The following is a 17,667-nucleotide window of genomic DNA, read 5'->3' as shown; positions in this document are numbered from 1 at the left end:
GGCGCTAGCTGAAGACGAAATCACCGGCGGTCAGCTGGGCGACGGTCACGCCCCGCACGAGAATGCTGTTGGCGGCGCCGTCAGTCGGGTCGAAGCCGATCAGAACGCCGTCGGGCGTGGTCTGGAAATGGGTGGACAGGTCCGCAAAGCCGGTGACGCCGAGGCCGACGAGCTCGATCCTGTCCTTCCCCGGCTCGAAATCCATGATCTTGTCTTCCCGGTCGTTCAGGTGAAAGACAAAGAGATCGGCCCCGGTGGTCGCCGTGGCGGCCACGGTTGCTGCGTCGCCCCACATGACGTCGGGCGCATGGTCCGTCCCCACGAGGGTGTCGTCACCCCCCTGGGCGTGGCCCAACAGCTCCGCGCCGTCGCCGTAAAGCGAGCTTATAAAATTGGGATAGTCGACCCTTCCGGCCACCAGATCGTCGCCGCCTTGGGCGTAGTCCGTCAGCGACTGGGCGTCTCCATAGGCCGTGTGGGCCGTCACCGTGTCGTCGCCCCCCACGGCATGCCCGCTCATGGTCTCGCCGTCGCCATAGCCCCGGGTGGCCGATCCGTGGGGACCGCCGCCGCTGAGCACGACCACGTCATCGCCGCCGCGGGCATAGTCCGTAAGAGAGTTGGCGTCCCCTATGCCGACGGACAGGCTCATGCTCAGCGCGTCCACCGTGTCGTCACCGCCCGTGGCGTGCCCGCTCAGCCTTGCGGCGTCGCCCACTGACGTCGCTATGGCGTCCGAGCCAAAGCCGGCGAATGCGAAGACCTGGTCATCGCCGCCGGCTGCGTAATCCGTGATGTAGATTGCATCCCCGATCGCCGTGGCGGCAGGCCCGTCCGCAGGCGCAGTGTTGTGCGAAAGCGTTAGGATGTCGTCCCCGCCCCGCGCTTGCCCCGACAGGCCATCCACGTCGCCAACCAAGGTCGCCAAGCGTGAGGGCGTTGCGTCGCCGTCATAGCTGACCGTTCCTCCTGCCGACACGGCCTGGCCGCCGAGAACGATGTCGCCGTCGGCGAAGACGATCGATCCGCCGTGATAGAGCGTCAACATCGTCGTCGACTTGTTGCCGGCCGCGTCGGTCGCGGTCACCTTGAAGTCGTACGGCCTGTCGGCCAGGCCGGGCTGCGTCACGCTCCAGTAGCCGTTCTCGTCGGCTACGGCCGCGCCCAAGGTCGTCGAGCCTTCCGAGACGGTGATGGTCGTGCCCGGCTCGGTCCCGCCGACCATGAAGAGGCCTCCGGGCCCGGTCTCCTGGATGGCGAAGATGTTCGCCAGCGGCGCCTGGGTGTCCACGATGAAGGCCAGGGCTGCGCTGGGCGCGCTGATGTTGCCGGCCTTGTCGGCGGCCGTGGCGGCGAGGCTGTGGTCGCCGTCGGCGAGCTTGCCCAGGGTATAGCTCCAGACGCCCGTCCCGCTGGCCTGGACCTGGCCCAGCTTGGTCGCCCCGTCATAGACCGAGACAAAGGAATAGGCCTCGGCCTTGCCGGTCAGCGCCTGGTTGGCGACGTCGCGGGCGGCGTTGACGTAGCCGCCGACGATCTTGGCGTCGGCGAGGTTGGTGGGGGCGCCCGGCGCATGGGTGTCGACCGTGAAGGCCAGGATGTCGCTGCGGTCGCTGGTGTTGCCGACGATGTCGGTGGCGGTCGCCGTCAGCTTGTGGGCGCCCTCCGAGAGCTGCCCCAGGGTGAAGCTCCAGGTCCCGTCGCCGCCGGCCTTGACGGTCCCCAGCTGGGTTTCGCCGTCGTAGACGGTGACCGTGGCGCCCGCGTCGGTCTTGCCGGTGAAGGCCTGGTCGGCGGTGTTGTGCTCCGCGTTGACGAAGCCCTTCGAGATGCTCGTGTCGGCCAGGGTCCCTGGCTTGGACGGCGGCCGGGTGTCGACCTTGAAGCTGAGGATCTCGCTCGCGGCGCTGACGTGTCCCTCTGCATCGACGGCGGTGGCGGTCAGCTTGTAGGGCCCGTCCGCCAGCCGCCCGAGCGTGAAACTCCAGGCCCCGCTCTCGTCGGCGGTGGCGGTCCCGAGCTGGGTCGCGCCGTTGTACACCCTGATCGTGACGCCAGCGTCGGCCAGGCCGGTCAGCGCCTGGCTCGCGGTGTCCCGGACATTGTTGACGTAGCCGTTGACGATGGCGGCGTCCGCAAGGCCGCTGGGCGGGCTCAAAGTTGTCGTGGGCATAGTCGCCTCCCCATCGGCCCCTTTGTTTACGAGCCGTTAACCATCGTTACAACTTTGAATTGCTAATTCATAGATGTGTTATTGCAGGCGTCCACCCGGCCACTTTTCGAGCTAGGGCCGCCGCAGTTTCGCCCCATCATCGCCACACATCATCCGTGTACGGCGAGGTCAGCGCCTGATCGCCCAAAACAGTTCGAGAAATCTGCCGGCGGCGTCGCCGGTTAGGTCGCGGCGACCGTACGTCCCGCCAGCTCCCGCTGCTCGACCATGGCCAGCAGGTGCTCCATGGCGGAATCCCGCACCGCCTCCTCGCGCAGATGGAGCACGAGGTCGCGCAGGTAATCGACATTGCGGCCGGAGAGACCGTGGGCGCCGGCGATCAGCTCGGCCTGGCGCTCCAGACTGAGGCGGCCCGCCCATTGGACGTGGCGGACGTCGGAGAGGAAGACCAGCGCCTCGACGCGTCGTCCGTCGGCCAGACGCACTGCGCGGCGCGCCTCGATATAGGTCTCGGTCGGCTGCTCGCGCTCCAGCAGATAGGCGTAGACCTCGGGCCAGTCGGCTTCGGCCACCCTGAAGGCCGCCCCGCGGGCCGCCCCGCCCGGCGCCAGGCCAAGCACCAGGCCCGGCCGCTCGTAGGTGCCGCGGTGGTGGACCGAATAGATGCAGAAGGCCCGCCGGCGGCCATGCAGGGTCGCGGCGCAGCGCTCGACGAACGCAAACCCCGGTCGCCACATCAGCGAGCCATAACCGAAGACCCAGCGCTCGTCCGCCATCCCGCCCCGCGCTAAAGAAGCGTCCATGTCTCTGCACGATCCCGGCGTCGCCCGCAAACCCCGAAGGCTTGGCCTTTATCTTCCCTTCGTCCTCCTGCTCGTCGCAGCGGTCGCCTGGAGCGTTTTCTGGCTCTGGGCGCGCGGCCAGGTGCAGGGGCGGATGGAGGCCGCAGTCGCCGACTTCTCCCGCGCCGGCTACCAGCTGAGCTGGAGTCGGCGAACCATCGGCGGCTTTCCGTTCCGCATGGACGTGACGCTGAGCGACGCCCGCGTCCAGGAGCCGTCCGGCTGGAGCCTGCAGGCGCCGGTCCTGGAGGGCGAGGCCTTCCTCTATTCCACCGGAATGTGGGTGCTCGCCGCGCCCCAGGGGCTGACCTTCGTGCGGCCGCAAGGCGGAGCCGTGGCGGTGAACGGCAAGGTGCTGCGCGCCAGCCTGACGAATTTCGACAAGCGGCCGCCGAGCTTCTCCTTCCAGGGCGAGGGCCTGACCTTCCAGCCCGCGGCCGGGGCCCAGCCCTTCGCGCTGAGCGCCGCCGACCTCGTCGAGTTTCACCTGCGCGCAGGACCCGACGACGAGGGCGGGGTCTTCGCCAAGCTGGACAACGGCAAGGCCCAGGCCTCCGGCCTCTTCGGCCGCATCGCCGGCGGCAAGCCGGTCTCCATCGTCTGGAACTCCACCCTGTCGAAGATGAGCGCCTTCGAAGGCCCGGGCTGGCCCGAGGCCGTGCGCCGCTGGTCCGATGCCGGCGGGCTGATGACCGTGCGCGACGGCAAGCTCACCGCCGGCGACGCCCTGATCGAGACCCGTGCGAGCAAGCTGGGCGTCGGCCGCGACGGACGGCTTCGCGGCGTGCTGCCGGTGAGCCTGCGCCAGGCCCCGCGCGCGCTCGGCGCCATGGCCGACACCGGCGTGATCCCGCCCACCGCCGCCGACGCCGCCCGCATCGTCGCCCTGGCCCGTCAGGACGGCGAGGCCGCCCGCGCGACCCTCAACTTCGAGGCCGGCCAGACCACCCTCGGGCCGGTGGCGCTCGGCCCCGCGCCTAAGGTCTACACCCCGCGATAGTTGACGGCCGCATGGCTCCTTCGCGCGTTTTCTCCCGCGAAGGAGCCGAAGATGGCGAACCAGAAACCGCAGAGCCGGCCGGAGCCGCCGGCCGCGCCCGACCCCGCCAAGCCCGCGGCCTACGGCGGCCAATGGGGAAGCAGCGGCAAACAGGGCGACACCGACGACAAAGGCCAGATCGATCGGCCCGAGCCGATCGAGGCGCCGCGCGAACCGACCCGGTCTTCGGACCCGGGCAAAGGCTAGCCCCGCCGGGCCTCGAGGAGACGCCGCACGGCGGCGGCGGCCTCGGCCGTGGCGTCCACCGCCGGCCGCGGCGCCGGCTGGGTCCAGCTTCCGTCGAAGATGCGGATCAGGCCTCGCGCCTCCAGGCCGCGCACGAAACCCTGGTGGCGACGGCGCAGGCGCGGCGTGAACACCTCCACCGGACACGACGTCGCGAGCGCTTCCGAGACCATCGAGGTGCTGTCGCCGGTGATCACCAGACGGTCGGCCAGGGCGAGCACGCCGAGGTAGGGGTTGTCGCCCTCGCGCCGCCAGACCCAGAGGTCGGGATCCCGATCGGCGGCCTCGGCGAACAGGGCCAGCACTTCGTCCGGCGTGCGGCGGGAGGGGACGACCGCGACGCCGCCGGCGGCGGCCGCCTTCATGGCCAGCACCCGCTCGAGCAGGCTGCGCCCCTCGTCCAGGCCGAAGGGCGCGCGTCCGGCGGGACCGCCGACGATCACCCCGATCAGCGGCCGGCGCAGCGGCGAGAGCCGGCCGCGCCAGGCGTCTGCGGCGGCCGACAGCCGTTCGGGGGTCACGTCATGCAGGGCGGTGGCGACGCGCACGACGTTCGCCCCCTGCACGTCGTCGTGGTCCATGGCGACGATCAGGTCGAAATCACGCACGCCGGCCCGGGGATCTTGCACATGCACCAGCAAGGGCGCGCCCTTCGCCCGCCGGCGCGCCTCGCGCGCGATCAGCGCCGAGCGGCGCCCGGAGGAGACGATGAGGTCGGGCCAGGGCGGGCCGATCAGGTCGCTCTGCGGTTCGAGCCCCAGCAGGATCAGCCGGCCCGACGGCAGGTTGCGCCAGGGCGGGCGGGCGATCACCACCTTCTCGATCACCTCGTCGGCGACGGCGCGGGCCAGGCCGCGCGCCTGGGTGCGCATGCCGGCCTCGCCGGTGGTCAGCGCCCAGGCCGTCACTCCGCCGTGTCGCTGCTCGCCCAAACCGTCCGCCTCGTCCGCCGCGTCATGCCCCGCCCTGGGCCGAATAGCCCGCGCCGCCAGACCGCAGCAAGGCGGCCCGCAGAATCGTCCTAGGCTCCCAGCCTGCACCCCAGCAACCGGAGGGCCTCGCCGCCATGCGCATCGCGCTCTGCCTGAGCGGCCAGCCCCGCACCTGGCGATCGACGCGCAAGAGCCTGCTGGCCTTCTTCGTCGACCATGAGGTGGACGTCTTCTTCCACACCTGGCGCGAGGGCGACCCGGCCGAACTGGACGCCCTGGTCGAGGCCTATGCGCCGCGCGCCTGGCGGGTCGAGGCGCGGCCGCTGTTCGTCGCGGAGAAGCGGCTGCTCGCCGAGCGCTTCCCGAAGTGTCCGCCGCTGACCATCTTCGACATGTTCCACTCGGTGGGCGAGAGCCTGGCGCTCGCCGAAGCCGCCGGCCAGCCCTACGATCTGGTCGCCCGCGCGCGCTTCGACACCCTGTTCGACGGGGTCTGGTCGGGCGAGGTTCCGGGGGTGGGCGAGCTTGTCGTTTCCGACCGCGATCCCGATACGGCGAGCTGCAACGACCAGTTCGCGATCGGCCGGCCGGCGGAGATGCGCGCCTATGGCGAAATCCGTCGCTGGCTCCCGGCCGTCCTGCCGGAGCTGCGCGGCGAATGGCTGCGGCCGGAGCGGATGCTGCGCATCTATCTCGAGACGGTTTGCAAGCTGACCCTGCAGCTCGAGCCGATCGCCATGCGGCTGCAGCGTGAAGGCCAGCAGGACCTGCCGTTCACCGCCCTGGTCGACGATCCGCTGTTCCACGCCGCCAAGCACGAGGACTGGGAAGCCTTCACCCTCGCCCATTTCCCGGATCTCGCCGGGCAGGTCGATTTCAAGCACCCCTCCCGCGCGCCGCTGGCGCTCGACCGCGCGCTCGACGCCTGGGCCTCGACGCGCGAGGCGGGCGAGCGTGATCGGCTGTTCGCCGCCCCCTGGCCCCAACGGATCGAGGCGATCGACGCCTTTCTGGCCGAGCAGGCCGGAGAGGACGTGGATCTCGACGACGACAACTACCACGTCGTGCGGCTGATCTGCGCGGCGCTGTTGCGGCGGATGGATCGCCGCGAACCGCTCAACCTTCCGAGCGCCGTCGTCCACCTGCTCTCCGACAACATCCGCGACATGCGCCGCGTCGACGCCTGGCTGGGCGCCGCGCCGAGGACGCTGGAGCAGGCGCTCCGCGCCGCGCCGCCCGGCGGCCTGCTCGCCCGGGCGCTGGCCTTCACCCCGCCGCTCGACGCCTTCGGACACGACATCTGGCAGGCAGGCTGAGCACCGTCAGGCCGCCGCCATGTTCGCGGCCGGCGCCTCGCGCGCCTCCCCGAGCCGGTACTCGATCACGCCTCGCCAGCCCAGGCCTGCGTAGGTCTCGTAGCCGGGGGTCAGGGCATAGGCGACCAGCCGCCCGTCCTCGACATAGAAGCCGCGCGGCCGGCCTTCCGACTTGAGGGCGTAGGTCTCGGCCAGCACGCCGCGACCGTCGGAGGCGGCTATCACCCGGCCGCCGCCGTCGAGCAGCAGGGCGCGGGCGCGTCCCTTCTCCTCGTCCGACAGGCCGACGCCGCCGACCACGGTGGCGGCCTGAGGCGCCCAGTCGAAGAAGATGCCCAGGGCGCCGATCGGCCGGCCGTGCGGCTGGCCGCCGGCGCGGATGGCGGCGGCGTAGGTCGCCACGGGCGCGCCGCCCAGGGCCGGCGCCGTCTCGACGTCGGCGACGACGTACTGGTCGCCGTCGCGAGTGGCCATGGCGTCGCGGAACCAGGCCTGGCCCGAGACGTCAGTCCCCGCCGCCCCCGGATAGGCCTGCGGCCGGCCGTTGGCGACCACCCGCCCGGCGGCGTCCACCACCCAGAGGTCCAGATAGACGGTGTAGGCGCGCAAGATCGTCGCCAGCCGCCCGATGGCGTAGGCGGCCGAGGCTTGGCTCGGGACCTCGAGGGCTTGGACGACGGCGCTGTCGGTCGCCCACCAACGCACGTCGCACGAGCGCTCATAGAGGTTGCGGTCGATGATCTCGACAGCGTTCAGCGCGATGTCCTGCAACCGCGCGCCGCGAAAGGCGGTCATCATCTCAGCCCCGACGGTCTCGATCCGCGCGACATTGGCCTGGACGGCGGCGCGCAAGTCCTGGGCCACCTCGGTGATGTTGGCCGAGACGCTGCCCATCTCATGCGCCACCACGCCGAAGGCGGCGCCCGACGCGCCGGCCCGCCCCGCCTCGATGCGCGCGTTCAGCGCCAGAAGGCGCGTCTGCCGCATGATGCTCTCGATCAGCGAGATCTTCTCGCTGGTGATCCGCGAGACCTCCAAAGCCAAGGCCAGAATATCGTCCTGCATCCGCTGCTCCACCTCTCGGCGTGCGAAATCGGAAGGTGGAGGTTAAACAGACCCTAACACAAAAATTGATCAGACTACTGACTCGTGCGTCGAAAATGGTCAGACATTGACCAATTCTCGACCTCATTCGTCACGTTGTTACATGACGTCCGAGTCAAAAGATGAGCATCCGCGCAGAATCTGGAGGATCTGCATAGTTTTTGCGCCTCGAATTCCCCTCGCTGATTTGCGATTTACAACTGTGGGGACGCTGAAAAATTTAAGCTCGCCTTGGGCCCTTCAGGCCTCAGCCAGGCCGGCGGATGTCGAAGGCCGTCGGCCGGGAATTGTCGGCGGCCATCTGGACGGCGGCGGCGTCGGGCTCCGCGCGCGCCGCAAAAGCGGACGGGCGCCTTCCTAGTGTCACCTGCGACGTGAAAGCTGGCGCCGGAGCTCAGGCGCTCCGCTCGCGCCCCGCAATTCGACCATGTCCCTTGCGAGAGGGTCACCCGCATCAGTAGGCTTCGTCGTGACCTTTAAACCTAAGCCCGCATACATCGTTCTGGCGCACAAGCGGCCGGACCTGCTGTCCCGCCTCGTCGAGGCCTTGGATCCCGCCCCGATCGCGGTTCACATTGACGGCAAGGCGGACGTCGAACCGTTTCGCGAGGCCGTCAAGCTCAAGCCTGACGTGACCTTTCTGCCGCGACACGTCTGCCATTGGGGCCTGTATGGCCACGTCGCCGCCAGTCTCGAGGGCCTGAAGTGGTTCCTGACGACGGACGCCAGCCACGCCATCCTGGCCACCGGCCAGTGCTATCCGCTGGTTCCGCAGCAGGAGATCGAGCAGCATCTCGCCAACCTGGGGGAGCGCTCCCAGATGCGGATGCTTCCGTTCCCGATCGACAAATGGGGCCCCAGGGGCGGCTTCGAGCGCATCGACCGCCACTACTTCCATCGCGGCGGCGTGAAACCGAAGGCCTTGAAACTCCTCCCGCGGAAGGTCCCCGGCGGTCTCCACCCGCACGGCGGCCAAAGCTACTGGTGCCTCTCGCGCAAGCATGCGGAGCACCTGCTCGGCTACCTCGAGCAGAACAGGAAGGTCGCCCGCTTCTTCAGCACGGCGTTCGCGCCCGACGAAATGATGATCCAGACCATCTTGGCGAACTCGCCCTTTTCGTCGGACGTGGTCCGCACCGCCTTCAACTACTCGACGTTCGAGCCCGGCGCCTCGAACCCCGCCGTCTTGAAGGCTGCAGACTTCGACGCCGCGCGTGCGAGCGGCGCGCTGTTCGCCCGGAAGTTCGAAGATCACGAGGTGCTGGACGCGCTGGACGCGTCAATCGGCGCGAAAAGCCCGGTTCCGGCCCGGGTGAGCTCAGCCCGGTGAGCTGACGCGTCGCTAGCGACGACGGCGCTCCCAGTCTCGGCGCTCCGGCTCGGTCATCTCCCAGACCAAGATCGCCCGCCCCCTCCAGCTCGCGACATGTTTTCCGCTGTAGCCGCCTTCCTGGCCCAGCTTGCAGGCGCCAACGCGATACGGAACATCCAGGTCGTCCAGGGGTGGCGGCACATAGGTGGCGCTGACCTGGCGCGCGAGGATCTTGATCCTCGCCCAGTCCAGATCTGTGAAGCCGAAGTGCGAAAGGCTAGAGGGGGGCTTGCCGACCATCTCAGCCCCCTGACCAGAGTGGGTCGAAGTGGGACCTACCGTCGATTTTAGGCGCTTCTGGCCGTCCGGTGATCAGTCGCGCCCATCCACCACCACGACGAAAGCACTCATACAGTATATGAGACGTAACGGACTGGATAAAACCGAATAACTTCTTCATACAGGTACGCAATCACTCTGAGTGACAACAGATCACTCGGTACCTAGACTATAGTTTCCCCGACTATGAACGGGTCACATCAAAAGACCATCTTGCTGTGTGAAAGCGCCACCTAGCGCGGCAATGTCGCGCCGGAATGGACTCGCCACGGGGTCGTTGTTCTTGATATGTTTCCGGCCTTTGAGGGCCTAGACCGCGGCGCGCCCATCGACGTTGAAACCGAGGGCACTCTGGCCAGCTGCTGAACGAACACGCTGGGAACGCTCGGTTGGGAGCGTTGGTAGCTGGGGGCGGGATCGAACCGCCGACCTGTGGGTTATGAATCCACCGCTCTAACCATCTGAGCTACCCAGCCACGGGCCTCGCGAACGAGGCGCGGGTTATAGGGTCAGATTTTCGCCTCTTCAAGCGGCTTGGGCGAAGGCGCGTGAACGGCTAGGTTCGCCGCCTCATGAGCGTGCTCCACCTCCTAGGCACGTCCGGCGACGGCGGAGCCGAGACCTACTTTGTCGATCTGGTCCGGGCGCTGGCGCGGGCGGGGGTGGGCGAAGCCGTGGCCTTGCGCCGCCATCCCGGCCGCGAGGCGGCGCTGAAGGCCGCAGGCGTCCCCGCCAAGGTGCTGCGCTTCGGCGGCCCCATCGACATCCTGACCAAGACAGCGGCGGCGGGATATGCGCGGCTGAACGACGCCAAACTGCTGGTCGCCTGGATGAACCGCGCCGCGCGCCACACGCCCAAGGGGCCCTGGGCGCGGATCGGCCGGCTGGGCGGCTACTACAACCTCAAATACTACGCCGGCTTCGACCAGCTGGTGGCCAACACCGAGGACATCGCCGAGTGGATCGTGGGCCAGGGCTGGCCGGCAGGACGGGTGCGCGTGATCCCGAACTTCGCCGCCGCACCGGCTGACGCGGCGCCGGCCTCGCGCGCCAGCCTGAACACGCCGGAGGACGCGCCCCTGCTGCTGGGCATGGGACGGCTGCACGAATCCAAGGCCCATGACGTGACCCTGACCGCGCTCGCCAGCCTGCCCGAGGCCTACCTCTGGCTAGCCGGCGCGGGGCCGGAAGAGGCGCGGCTGAAGGCGATGGCCGCGGCGCTCGGCGTCGAACGCCGGGTGCGGTTCCTGGGCTGGCGCACCGACGCCTCGGCCCTCTATCGCGCCGCCGACGTCTGCGTCTTTCCCTCGCGCTACGAGCCCCTGGGCAATGTGGTGATCCAGGCCTGGGCGCACGGCCTGCCGGTGGTGGCCGCCGCCAGCCAGGGGCCGCAGGCGCTGATCGAGGACGGCAAGGATGGGCTGCTGGTGCCGATCGACGACGCCCAGGCGCTGGCGGAGGGCGTGCAGCGGCTGCTCGCCGACAAGGCCCTGAGCACGCGTTTCGCCAAGCGCGGGGCCCAGCGCATCCAGCTGGAGTTCTCCGAAGCCGCGGTGGTCGCCCAGTGGAAGGCGCTGTTCTCCGACTACGGGGCGATCTGATGTGCGGCATCGCCGGGATGCTCAGCCCCGCCCCCGGCGAGGCCGGCGAGGCGCGGACTGCGCAGATGATCGGGGCGATCACCCACCGCGGTCCGGACGGGGTGCGGCTGGAGACCACGGCGCACGCGGCCCTGGCGCACGCGCGACTGTCGATCATCGACCTGGAGGGCGGCTGGCAGCCGCTGCATTCGGGCGGCGCGACGGTCATCGGCAACGGCGAGATCTACAACTACCTCGAGCTGACGCGGGACTTCCAGCTGGCCGGCGCGCTGGCCACCGGCTCGGACTTCGAGCCCCTGCTGCACCTCTACGCCCAGGAGGGCCCGGCGGCCTTCGACCGGCTGCGCGGCATGTACGCGCTGTGCCTGATCGGCGGCGACGGGCGGACCTGGCTGGCGCGCGACCCCTTCGGCATCAAGCCGCTCTATCTGCTGGAGCACGAGGCGGGCCTCGCCTTCGCCTCCGAGCCCCGGGCCTTCTTCGCCGCCGGCCTGCTGACGCCGGAGCTGGACGAAGAGGCCGGCGAGGAGCTGCTCGGCTTCAGCTACACGGTGGGCGGCGTCTTCAAGGGAGTGCGCCGTCTGGCGCCCGGCGAGGTTCTCGAGGTCCGCAATGGCGAGGTGGTCGGCGGCTGGCGGCGGCGGGCGCTCGCGCCGAACGCCCCCTCCGTCTCGCCTTCGGCGATCCACCTCCCCCGCTTCGCAGGGGAGGAGCGGGTCGCTGCTCCCCCGCGTGCGGGGAAGCTGTCAGCGAAGCTGACTGAGGGGGCGTTCAGCTCCGAAGCCGACCTCCTCGCCCGCCTCGACACCGTGCTCGAAGACAGCGTCCGCGTGCACCAGCGTTCGGACGTGCCCTACGGCCTGTTCCTCTCCGGCGGGATCGATTCCGCGGCGATCGCTGCGCTGATGGCCCGGCTGAACGCGCGGCCGGTGACCGCCTTCACCTGCGGCTTCGACGCGCCCGGCGCCAAGGACGAGCGGGGCCAGGCCGAGCGGGTGGCCCGCGCGCTCAACCTCGACTGGCGCGAGACCCGCTTCGACGAAGCCGACTTCTGGCGGATCCTGCCCCAGGTCGCCTGGGCGCTGGACGACCCCACCGCCGACTATGCGACCTTGCCGACCTACAAGCTCGCCGAGGCGGCGAAGGACACCCTCACCGTGGTGCTGACCGGCGAAGGCGGCGACGAGCTGTTCGGCGGCTATGGCCGCTATCGCCGGGCGCTGCGCCCCGCCTGGCTGGGCGGCCGGCCCGCCGAACCCCGGCCCGAAAGCCCCGGCGCCCTGGCCCGCTGGCGCGCCGAGGCTTCCGCGCAGAAAGGGGGCGCCCCGAAGGGCCTGTCCCGCCTGCAGCAGGCCCAGTGGGCCGACGTCGCCACCTGGCTGCCGAACGACCTTTTGCTCAAGCTCGACCGCTGCCTGATGGCCCATGGGCTGGAAGGCCGCACCCCCTTCCTCGACCGCGAGGTGGCCGCCTTCGCCTATCCCCTGCCCGACCGCTTCAAGGTGCGCGGCCGCCACGGCAAGTGGCTGCTGCGCAAATGGCTGGAGCGCGCCTGCCCGGCGGCCGAGCCCTGGGCGAAGAAGCAGGGCTTCACCGTGCCGGTCGAGACCTGGATCGCCCCGCGCGCCGCCGAAATCGCGCCCAGGATCGCCCGGATCGACGCCGTTCGGCGTTTACGGGAACCGGAGGCTGTGCAGCGGGCCTTTGCAGGCGAGGCGGCCGGCCAGCGTTGGCCGCTGCTGTTTTTTGCGGTCTGGTCGCTGATCCACCTCGAGGGCGCCTCGCCCGACGAGGCTCTGAGACGCGTCGTCGGGCCGCTCTGAGGGAGAGGGCGATGCTGCGGTGGACGATGTTGGCGAGCCTCGCCGCCCTGCTGACCGCCTGCGGCGGATCGAACGGGCAGGCGCAGACGCAAGGCGCAGAGGGCGGAGCGCCTGTGCAGACCGGGCGGGCCAACGCCGCGGACCAGACCCCCGCCGTCCCGGGCCAGACCCGCGCGCCGGAGGTCCGCTCCAATGTCGCCTATCAGGTGACCACCTATGTGGACGGGCTGGAGGAGCCCTGGGGCCTGGCCTTCCTGCCGAACGGCGGCCTGCTGATCAGCGAGAAGCCGGGCCGGCTGCGGATTTTCGAGGCCGGCAAGCTGTCGCCTGCGGTGGCGGGGCTGCCGGCGATCGATGCGCGCGGCCAGGGCGGCTTGCTGGGGCTGGCGATCGACCCGCAATATGCCCGCAACGGCCTCATCTACTTCGCCTTTTCCGAGCCCGACGGCGACGCCAATCACACGGCGGTCGGCCGCGGCCGGCTGGCGCGGTCCCCCGGCGCGCCGCCGAAGCTGGACGACGTCCGCGTCATCTGGCGGCAGAAGCCGTCGCTGAGCTCCACCGCCCATTTCGGAGCCCGGCTGGTCTTCGCCCGCGACGGAACCCTCTTCATCACCACCGGCGAGCGGTCGATCATCGCGGGCCGAATGCAGGCCCAGCGGCTCGACAGCGGGCTGGGCAAGGTGATGCGGATCAACGCCGACGGCTCCATCCCGCGCGACAACCCCTTCGTCGGTCGCGCCGGCGCCCAGCCGGAGATCTATTCGACCGGCCACCGCAACATCCAGGCGGCGACCCTGAACCCGCGGACGGGCGAGCTTTGGGAGGTCGAGCACGGAACGCGCGGCGGCGACGAGGTCAACGTCGTCCGCGCCGGCCGGGACTATGGCTGGCCGACCATCGCCTACGGACGCGAGTACGCCGGCGGCCAGATCACCGGCGGCGTCACCCAGAAGGCCGGCCTGGAGCAGCCCGTCTACTACTGGGACCCGGTGATCGCCCCCTCCGGCATGGCCTTCTACGAGGCCAGCCTCTTCCCCGCCTGGAAGGGCAGCCTGTTCGTCGGCGGCCTGAAGGACAAGCGGCTGACCCGGCTGGTGCTCGACGGCGATCGGGTGGTCGGCGAAGAGCGGCTGCTCGGCGAGGTCGACGAAAGGGTGCGCGACGTGATCGTCGGCCCGGACGGCGCGCTCTACGTCGCCACCGACAATGACCGAGGACGGGTGCTGAAGCTGGCGCCGCGCTAGGTGTCGTTACCAAGAAGGTTGTTCACCCTCTGCCAGGGGGTGAAGCCTTTGATGCCGGAGTGGGGTCGGGTGAGGTTGTAGCTGTCGGTCCAGGGTCCGACGGCCTTTGATCGCTCCGCCGACGAGCCGTAAGGCTTGGCGTAGGCCCACTCGCGCAGACTGGTCTGGATGAAGCGTTCGGCCTTGCCGTTGGTCCTAGGCGTGTAGGGGCGGGTTCGGACGTGACGCGCGCCGGCGGTCTGCAAGGCTTTGGCGAAGAGCTTGGAGCGATATGCCGAGCCGTTGTCGGTCATCACCCGTTCGACGGTGACGCCGTGGCGGGCGAGCCAGGCCAGGGCGCGCTCGAGGAAGGCCGTGGTGTCCTCCTTGCGCTCGCTAGGCAGGATCTCGGTGTAGGCCAGGCGCGAGGCGTCATCGACGCAGACGTGCAGGAAGTCCCAGCCGGCTCCCCGGGATGCGCCTTTACGGCGGTCGCCGGTGATGCGGTGGCCTTCCACGTCGAAGCGGCCGAGCTTCTTGATGTCGAGATGGATCATCTCGCCGGGTCGCGAGCGCTCGTAACGGATCACCTCGGGCCGGGGCTCCAGCGCCGTCAGCTTGCCCAGCCCCAGCCGGCGAAGGATCACGCCCACCGTCGAGCGCGCCATGCCCAGGGCCTGGGCGATCGCCGGCCCGGTCATCCGCTGGCGGCGCAGCTGCTCGATCTGCATCACCCGCGGTTGCGACGTCCTGCGCGGACATCGTCGGGGCGCCGAGCTGCGATCGGTGAAGTCTTCGCTCGGCCCCCGACGACGCCGGCCCACCCATTTGCGGGCCGTCCGCACCGAGACCCCAGCCGCTTCCGCCGCAGCTGCCACCGACCAGCCTTCATCTACGATCCGAGACACCATCAGGGCTCGACCACGCGGCGTCAGCCGCGCATTCTTATGGACGTTCATCCGGGGAGTTCCGGTGGAAGTGGAGTGTTGCAACCCCAGCTTCGTTCAGACCCCTCCCCGGGTGAACAACCTTCGTAGCTTCGACAGCTAGGCGTTTAGAGCCTCAGCCTCGCCGCCACCTCCTCGCCGATCGCCAGCGACGAGGTGAGGCCGGGGCTTTCGATGCCGAACAGGGCGACGAGGCCCTTGATCCCGTGCTCCTCGGCCGCTTCGATGCGGAAGTCGGGCTGCGGCTCGTCGGGGCCGTGAATCTTCGGCCGCACGCCGGCGTAGTCGGGGCTGAGCGCGCCCTCGGGCAGGGCCGGCCAGAACTTGCGGATGTAGCGGTAGAAGTCCGGCGCGGCGGACGGGTCGACCGTATAGTCCGGCGCGTCCACGTAATGCAGGTCCGGCCCGAAGATCCCCTGCCCGCCGAGGTCGCGGCGGTAGTGGGTGCCGAGCGCGCCGGGGATCGGCGGCGGATAGATGAGGTGGGCGAAGGGCGCCTTGCCGGCCAGGCGGAAGTACATGCCCTTGCCGTAATGGGCAGGCGGGATCATCTGCGCCGGGAAGCCCGCGATGTGCGCCGCCACGCCCTGCGCCGAGAGCCCGGGCGCGGTCACTAGATAGCGGCAGGAAAGCTCGGTCGGCTCGGCGCCGCCGGCGCGGACCTCGAACCCCCCGCCCGCCAAGGGCGCGGCGCCTTCAAAGGGCGTGCTCAGCACCACCGCCCCGCCGGCCGCCTCGATCTCGCCCTCCAGGGCCAGCATGTAGCCGTGGCTGTCGAAGACGCCGCTTTCGGGCGAGAGCAGCGCGCCCTCGCAGGCCAGCTGCGGCTCCAGCGCCAGCGCCTCGGCCTTGGAGAGCTTGCGCATCCCCTCGACGCCGTTGGCCACGGCCTGGTCGAAGATGCGATCGAGCCGCGCCACCTCCTCGGCGTTGGTCGCCACCACCAGCTTGCCGCAGCGGTCGAAGTCGACGTTGTGCTTGGCCAGAAAGGGATAGAGGGCGCGTCGGCCGGCCACGCAGAGCCGCGCCTTCAGCGAGCCTGTCGGATAGTAGAGCCCGCCATGGATCACCTCGGAATTGCGCGAGGAGACCCCCTGGCCGATGGCGCTCTCCTGCTCCAGCACCGCCACGCTCAACCCGCGCCGGCTCAAGCCGTAGGCGCACGCCAGCCCCACGGCGCCCGCGCCCACCACCACCGCGTCGAAGTCGAACTCGGCCATGCTCAAGGCTTAACGCGCGAGCCGGGCCAGGAGAAGCACGGCCGGCGCCGCGGCGTGTCACCTCAGGTGCGAATCAACCGCGAACGCGTAAGCTCCGCCGTAAAGCTACCGGGCTGTGGAGGGATTAGGTTGCAAGCGGTTCTCGACGTGGGAGCGAATGACGGCTCCTGGGGCCTCAATATCGCCCAGCAGAATCCGCACATTAAGGTCTACGGCTTCGAGCCGACGCCTCGGATGTGCGAGATCATCCGCGGCAAGGTCTCGGAGTTGTCGATCGCCAACTACGAGCTGATCCCCGTCGCCGTCTCCGACTACGAAGGCGTGGTGAAGTTCAACGTGGCGGGCCAGGCCGACTGGGGCTGCAGCTCGCTGCTGACCTTCAGCGACGACCTCGACCAGACCTGGCCGGGACGGACGGACTTCAAGGTCACCGAGACCATCGACGTGCAGTGCATCACGCTCGAGAAGTTCGTGAAGGAGCGCGGCATCAGCGACATCGAGTTCCTGCACACCGACGTCCAGGGGGTCGATCTGAAGGTGATGGCCTCGCTGGGCGACAGCATCCAGATGGTCAAGCGCGGCATGCTGGAGACCGCCAGCTCCAAATCCGTCGCCCTCTACAAGGGCCAGCACACCATCGAGGACGTGGTGATGTTCCTGCTGCGCAACGGCTTCGAGATCGAGCGGATGACCCCGAACGACGTGCACTGCAACGAGGTCAACGTGCTCTACAAGAAGATCTGGGCCTGACGCGCCCGCCGAGCTAGTGCGGCTGGAAGTGCAGCCGCACGGTCTCGCGGAACAGCAGCGCCTGGCGGGCGATCGCGCTGTTGTCCTGCAAGGCCTTGGCGAGCGTCATGCCGCCGTAGGTGAAGGCCAGGATGGCGTCGGCCAGATCGGTCGCCTGCAGCGGCCCGCGGGGCGGATGGGCCTCGGCGATCTCTTCCAGCCAGGTGACCAGCCGCGCGCGCCAGGCCAGCACGCTGGCGGTGTTCAGCCGCCGCATCTCGTGGTCGAAGGTGAGATCCTGAAAACTCACCGTGGCGACGAAACAGCCCGGATGCAGGTCGACCAGCTGCTCCATCGCCTCGGCATAGAACTTCAGGAAGATCAGGAAGCTGTGCAGCGGATCGTCGCTGAGCTCGCGCGCCCGCGCCACCATGCCGTCCAGGAAGACGGCGTCCTCGTCGGAGTGCCGCTCGATCAGCTGGCGCGCGAGGTCGCGCTTGTCCTTGAAGTGGTAGAAGAAGCCGCTCTTGGTGAGGCCGGCGGCCTCGACCAGCTCCTCGATGGAGGTCGCGGCGAAGCCTTTGCGGATCAGCGAGTCATAGGCGAGGTCCAGCAGCTTCTGGCGCGTGCGCTCCCCCTTTGAGAGGGATTCCGACTGCACCTGCGGTGCAGTTTTCTCCACGACCTCGCGCCCCATGACTCCGCACCCCCGACAGCCGGCAAAGCATGCCGCTGTTATTGCTGGCTTTTAGGCCCCGTCGAAAACCGACCGCACGCTCGCTAGAGCCCCGCCTCCCGGCGAACTATCCCTTCGCTCC

Annotated in this window: 16 protein-coding genes and 1 tRNA gene; 8 read left to right on the top strand and 9 right to left on the bottom strand. The window is 69.5% G+C overall.

The window, feature by feature from the left end:
* Window positions 1-4 precede the first annotated feature (4 nt).
* Both ACSQ2B_RS23470 and ACSQ2B_RS23465 read right to left on the bottom strand, forming a co-directional pair.
* Window positions 5-2,173: an Ig-like domain-containing protein gene (locus tag ACSQ2B_RS23470; RefSeq protein ID WP_436053706.1), complete on the bottom strand. Its 2,169-nt coding sequence runs from the start codon at window positions 2,171-2,173 to the stop codon at window positions 5-7.
* A gap of 221 nt (window positions 2,174-2,394) precedes the next feature.
* Window positions 2,395-2,976, bottom strand: a complete 582-nt coding sequence (locus ACSQ2B_RS23465) for a gamma-glutamylcyclotransferase (protein ID WP_436053705.1) — start codon at window positions 2,974-2,976, stop codon at window positions 2,395-2,397.
* On the opposite strand from ACSQ2B_RS23465, the gene ACSQ2B_RS23460 reads away from it, so the two are divergent.
* Together ACSQ2B_RS23460 and ACSQ2B_RS23455 are read left to right on the top strand one after the other, a co-directional pair.
* The gene (locus tag ACSQ2B_RS23460) at window positions 2,975-4,015 is read left to right on the top strand and encodes a DUF2125 domain-containing protein (RefSeq protein WP_436053703.1); all 1,041 of its coding nucleotides are present in this window, start codon (window positions 2,975-2,977) and stop codon (window positions 4,013-4,015) included. The genes ACSQ2B_RS23465 and ACSQ2B_RS23460 overlap by 2 nt on opposite strands.
* Before the next feature lie 51 nt (window positions 4,016-4,066).
* A complete protein-coding gene (locus ACSQ2B_RS23455; protein WP_436053701.1) occupies window positions 4,067-4,261 on the top strand; it encodes a hypothetical protein in 195 nt (64 codons plus the stop codon).
* Here ACSQ2B_RS23455 and ACSQ2B_RS23450 read toward each other — a convergent pair.
* A complete protein-coding gene (locus tag ACSQ2B_RS23450) occupies window positions 4,258-5,232 on the bottom strand; it encodes a mitochondrial fission ELM1 family protein (protein WP_436053700.1) in 975 nt (324 codons plus the stop codon). The genes ACSQ2B_RS23455 and ACSQ2B_RS23450 overlap by 4 nt on opposite strands.
* Before the next feature lie 134 nt (window positions 5,233-5,366).
* On the opposite strand from ACSQ2B_RS23450, the gene ACSQ2B_RS23445 reads away from it, so the two are divergent.
* Window positions 5,367-6,548: a hypothetical protein gene (locus tag ACSQ2B_RS23445; RefSeq protein ID WP_436053698.1), complete on the top strand. Its 1,182-nt coding sequence runs from the start codon at window positions 5,367-5,369 to the stop codon at window positions 6,546-6,548.
* A 6-nt stretch (window positions 6,549-6,554) separates the two neighbouring features.
* Here ACSQ2B_RS23445 and ACSQ2B_RS23440 read toward each other — a convergent pair whose 3' ends face one another.
* A complete protein-coding gene (locus ACSQ2B_RS23440) occupies window positions 6,555-7,613 on the bottom strand; it encodes a methyl-accepting chemotaxis protein (RefSeq protein ID WP_436053696.1) in 1,059 nt (352 codons plus the stop codon).
* 508 nt (window positions 7,614-8,121) lie between these two features.
* Here ACSQ2B_RS23440 and ACSQ2B_RS23435 point away from each other — a divergent pair.
* On the top strand, window positions 8,122-8,982 hold the full coding sequence (locus ACSQ2B_RS23435) for a beta-1,6-N-acetylglucosaminyltransferase (protein ID WP_436053695.1): 861 nt from the start codon (window positions 8,122-8,124) through the stop codon (window positions 8,980-8,982).
* 12 nt (window positions 8,983-8,994) lie between these two features.
* Here ACSQ2B_RS23435 and ACSQ2B_RS23430 read toward each other — a convergent pair whose 3' ends face one another.
* Both ACSQ2B_RS23430 and ACSQ2B_RS23425 read right to left on the bottom strand, forming a co-directional pair.
* Entirely contained in the window at window positions 8,995-9,264 is a 270-nt protein-coding gene (locus tag ACSQ2B_RS23430) for a hypothetical protein (RefSeq protein ID WP_436053693.1), read from the bottom strand.
* 438 nt (window positions 9,265-9,702) lie between these two features.
* A tRNA-Met gene (locus ACSQ2B_RS23425) sits at window positions 9,703-9,779 on the bottom strand.
* Window positions 9,780-9,875: 96 nt separating this feature from the next.
* On the opposite strand from ACSQ2B_RS23425, the gene ACSQ2B_RS23420 reads away from it, so the two are divergent.
* From ACSQ2B_RS23420 to ACSQ2B_RS23410, 3 genes are read left to right on the top strand one after another with little or no spacing between them, the layout of a single operon-like run.
* On the top strand, window positions 9,876-10,904 hold the full coding sequence (locus tag ACSQ2B_RS23420; RefSeq protein WP_436053692.1) for a glycosyltransferase: 1,029 nt from the start codon (window positions 9,876-9,878) through the stop codon (window positions 10,902-10,904).
* Entirely contained in the window at window positions 10,904-12,727 is a 1,824-nt protein-coding gene (gene asnB, locus ACSQ2B_RS23415; protein WP_436053691.1) for an asparagine synthase (glutamine-hydrolyzing), read from the top strand. The genes ACSQ2B_RS23420 and asnB overlap by 1 nt, the downstream gene beginning before the upstream one ends.
* 14 nt (window positions 12,728-12,741) lie before the next feature.
* A complete protein-coding gene (locus tag ACSQ2B_RS23410) occupies window positions 12,742-13,974 on the top strand; it encodes a PQQ-dependent sugar dehydrogenase (protein ID WP_436053763.1) in 1,233 nt (410 codons plus the stop codon).
* Here the strand turns inward: ACSQ2B_RS23410 and ACSQ2B_RS23405 are convergent.
* Window positions 13,971-14,912 carry an IS481 family transposase gene (locus ACSQ2B_RS23405; protein WP_436049975.1) on the bottom strand — a complete coding sequence of 314 codons (942 nt, stop codon included), beginning with the start codon at window positions 14,910-14,912 and terminating at the stop codon, window positions 13,971-13,973. The genes ACSQ2B_RS23410 and ACSQ2B_RS23405 overlap by 4 nt on opposite strands.
* 95 nt (window positions 14,913-15,007) lie before the next feature.
* The gene (locus ACSQ2B_RS23400) at window positions 15,008-16,120 is read right to left on the bottom strand and encodes an NAD(P)/FAD-dependent oxidoreductase (RefSeq protein ID WP_436053689.1); all 1,113 of its coding nucleotides are present in this window, start codon (window positions 16,118-16,120) and stop codon (window positions 15,008-15,010) included.
* A 129-nt stretch (window positions 16,121-16,249) separates the two neighbouring features.
* On the opposite strand from ACSQ2B_RS23400, the gene ACSQ2B_RS23395 reads away from it, so the two are divergent.
* Window positions 16,250-16,870, top strand: a complete 621-nt coding sequence (locus ACSQ2B_RS23395) for an FkbM family methyltransferase (RefSeq protein WP_436053688.1) — start codon at window positions 16,250-16,252, stop codon at window positions 16,868-16,870.
* A 13-nt stretch (window positions 16,871-16,883) separates the two neighbouring features.
* On the opposite strand, the gene ACSQ2B_RS23390 is transcribed toward ACSQ2B_RS23395, so the two are convergent.
* Complete coding sequence (locus tag ACSQ2B_RS23390) at window positions 16,884-17,531, bottom strand: TetR/AcrR family transcriptional regulator (protein ID WP_436053686.1); 648 nt, start codon at window positions 17,529-17,531, stop codon at window positions 16,884-16,886.
* Window positions 17,532-17,667: the final 136 nt, after the last annotated feature.

It is taken from the genome of Phenylobacterium sp. LjRoot225 (genome assembly GCF_964252855.1).
GTDB lineage: Bacteria > Pseudomonadota > Alphaproteobacteria > Caulobacterales > Caulobacteraceae > Phenylobacterium.
This window is presented reverse-complemented; position numbering and strand designations above follow the sequence as displayed.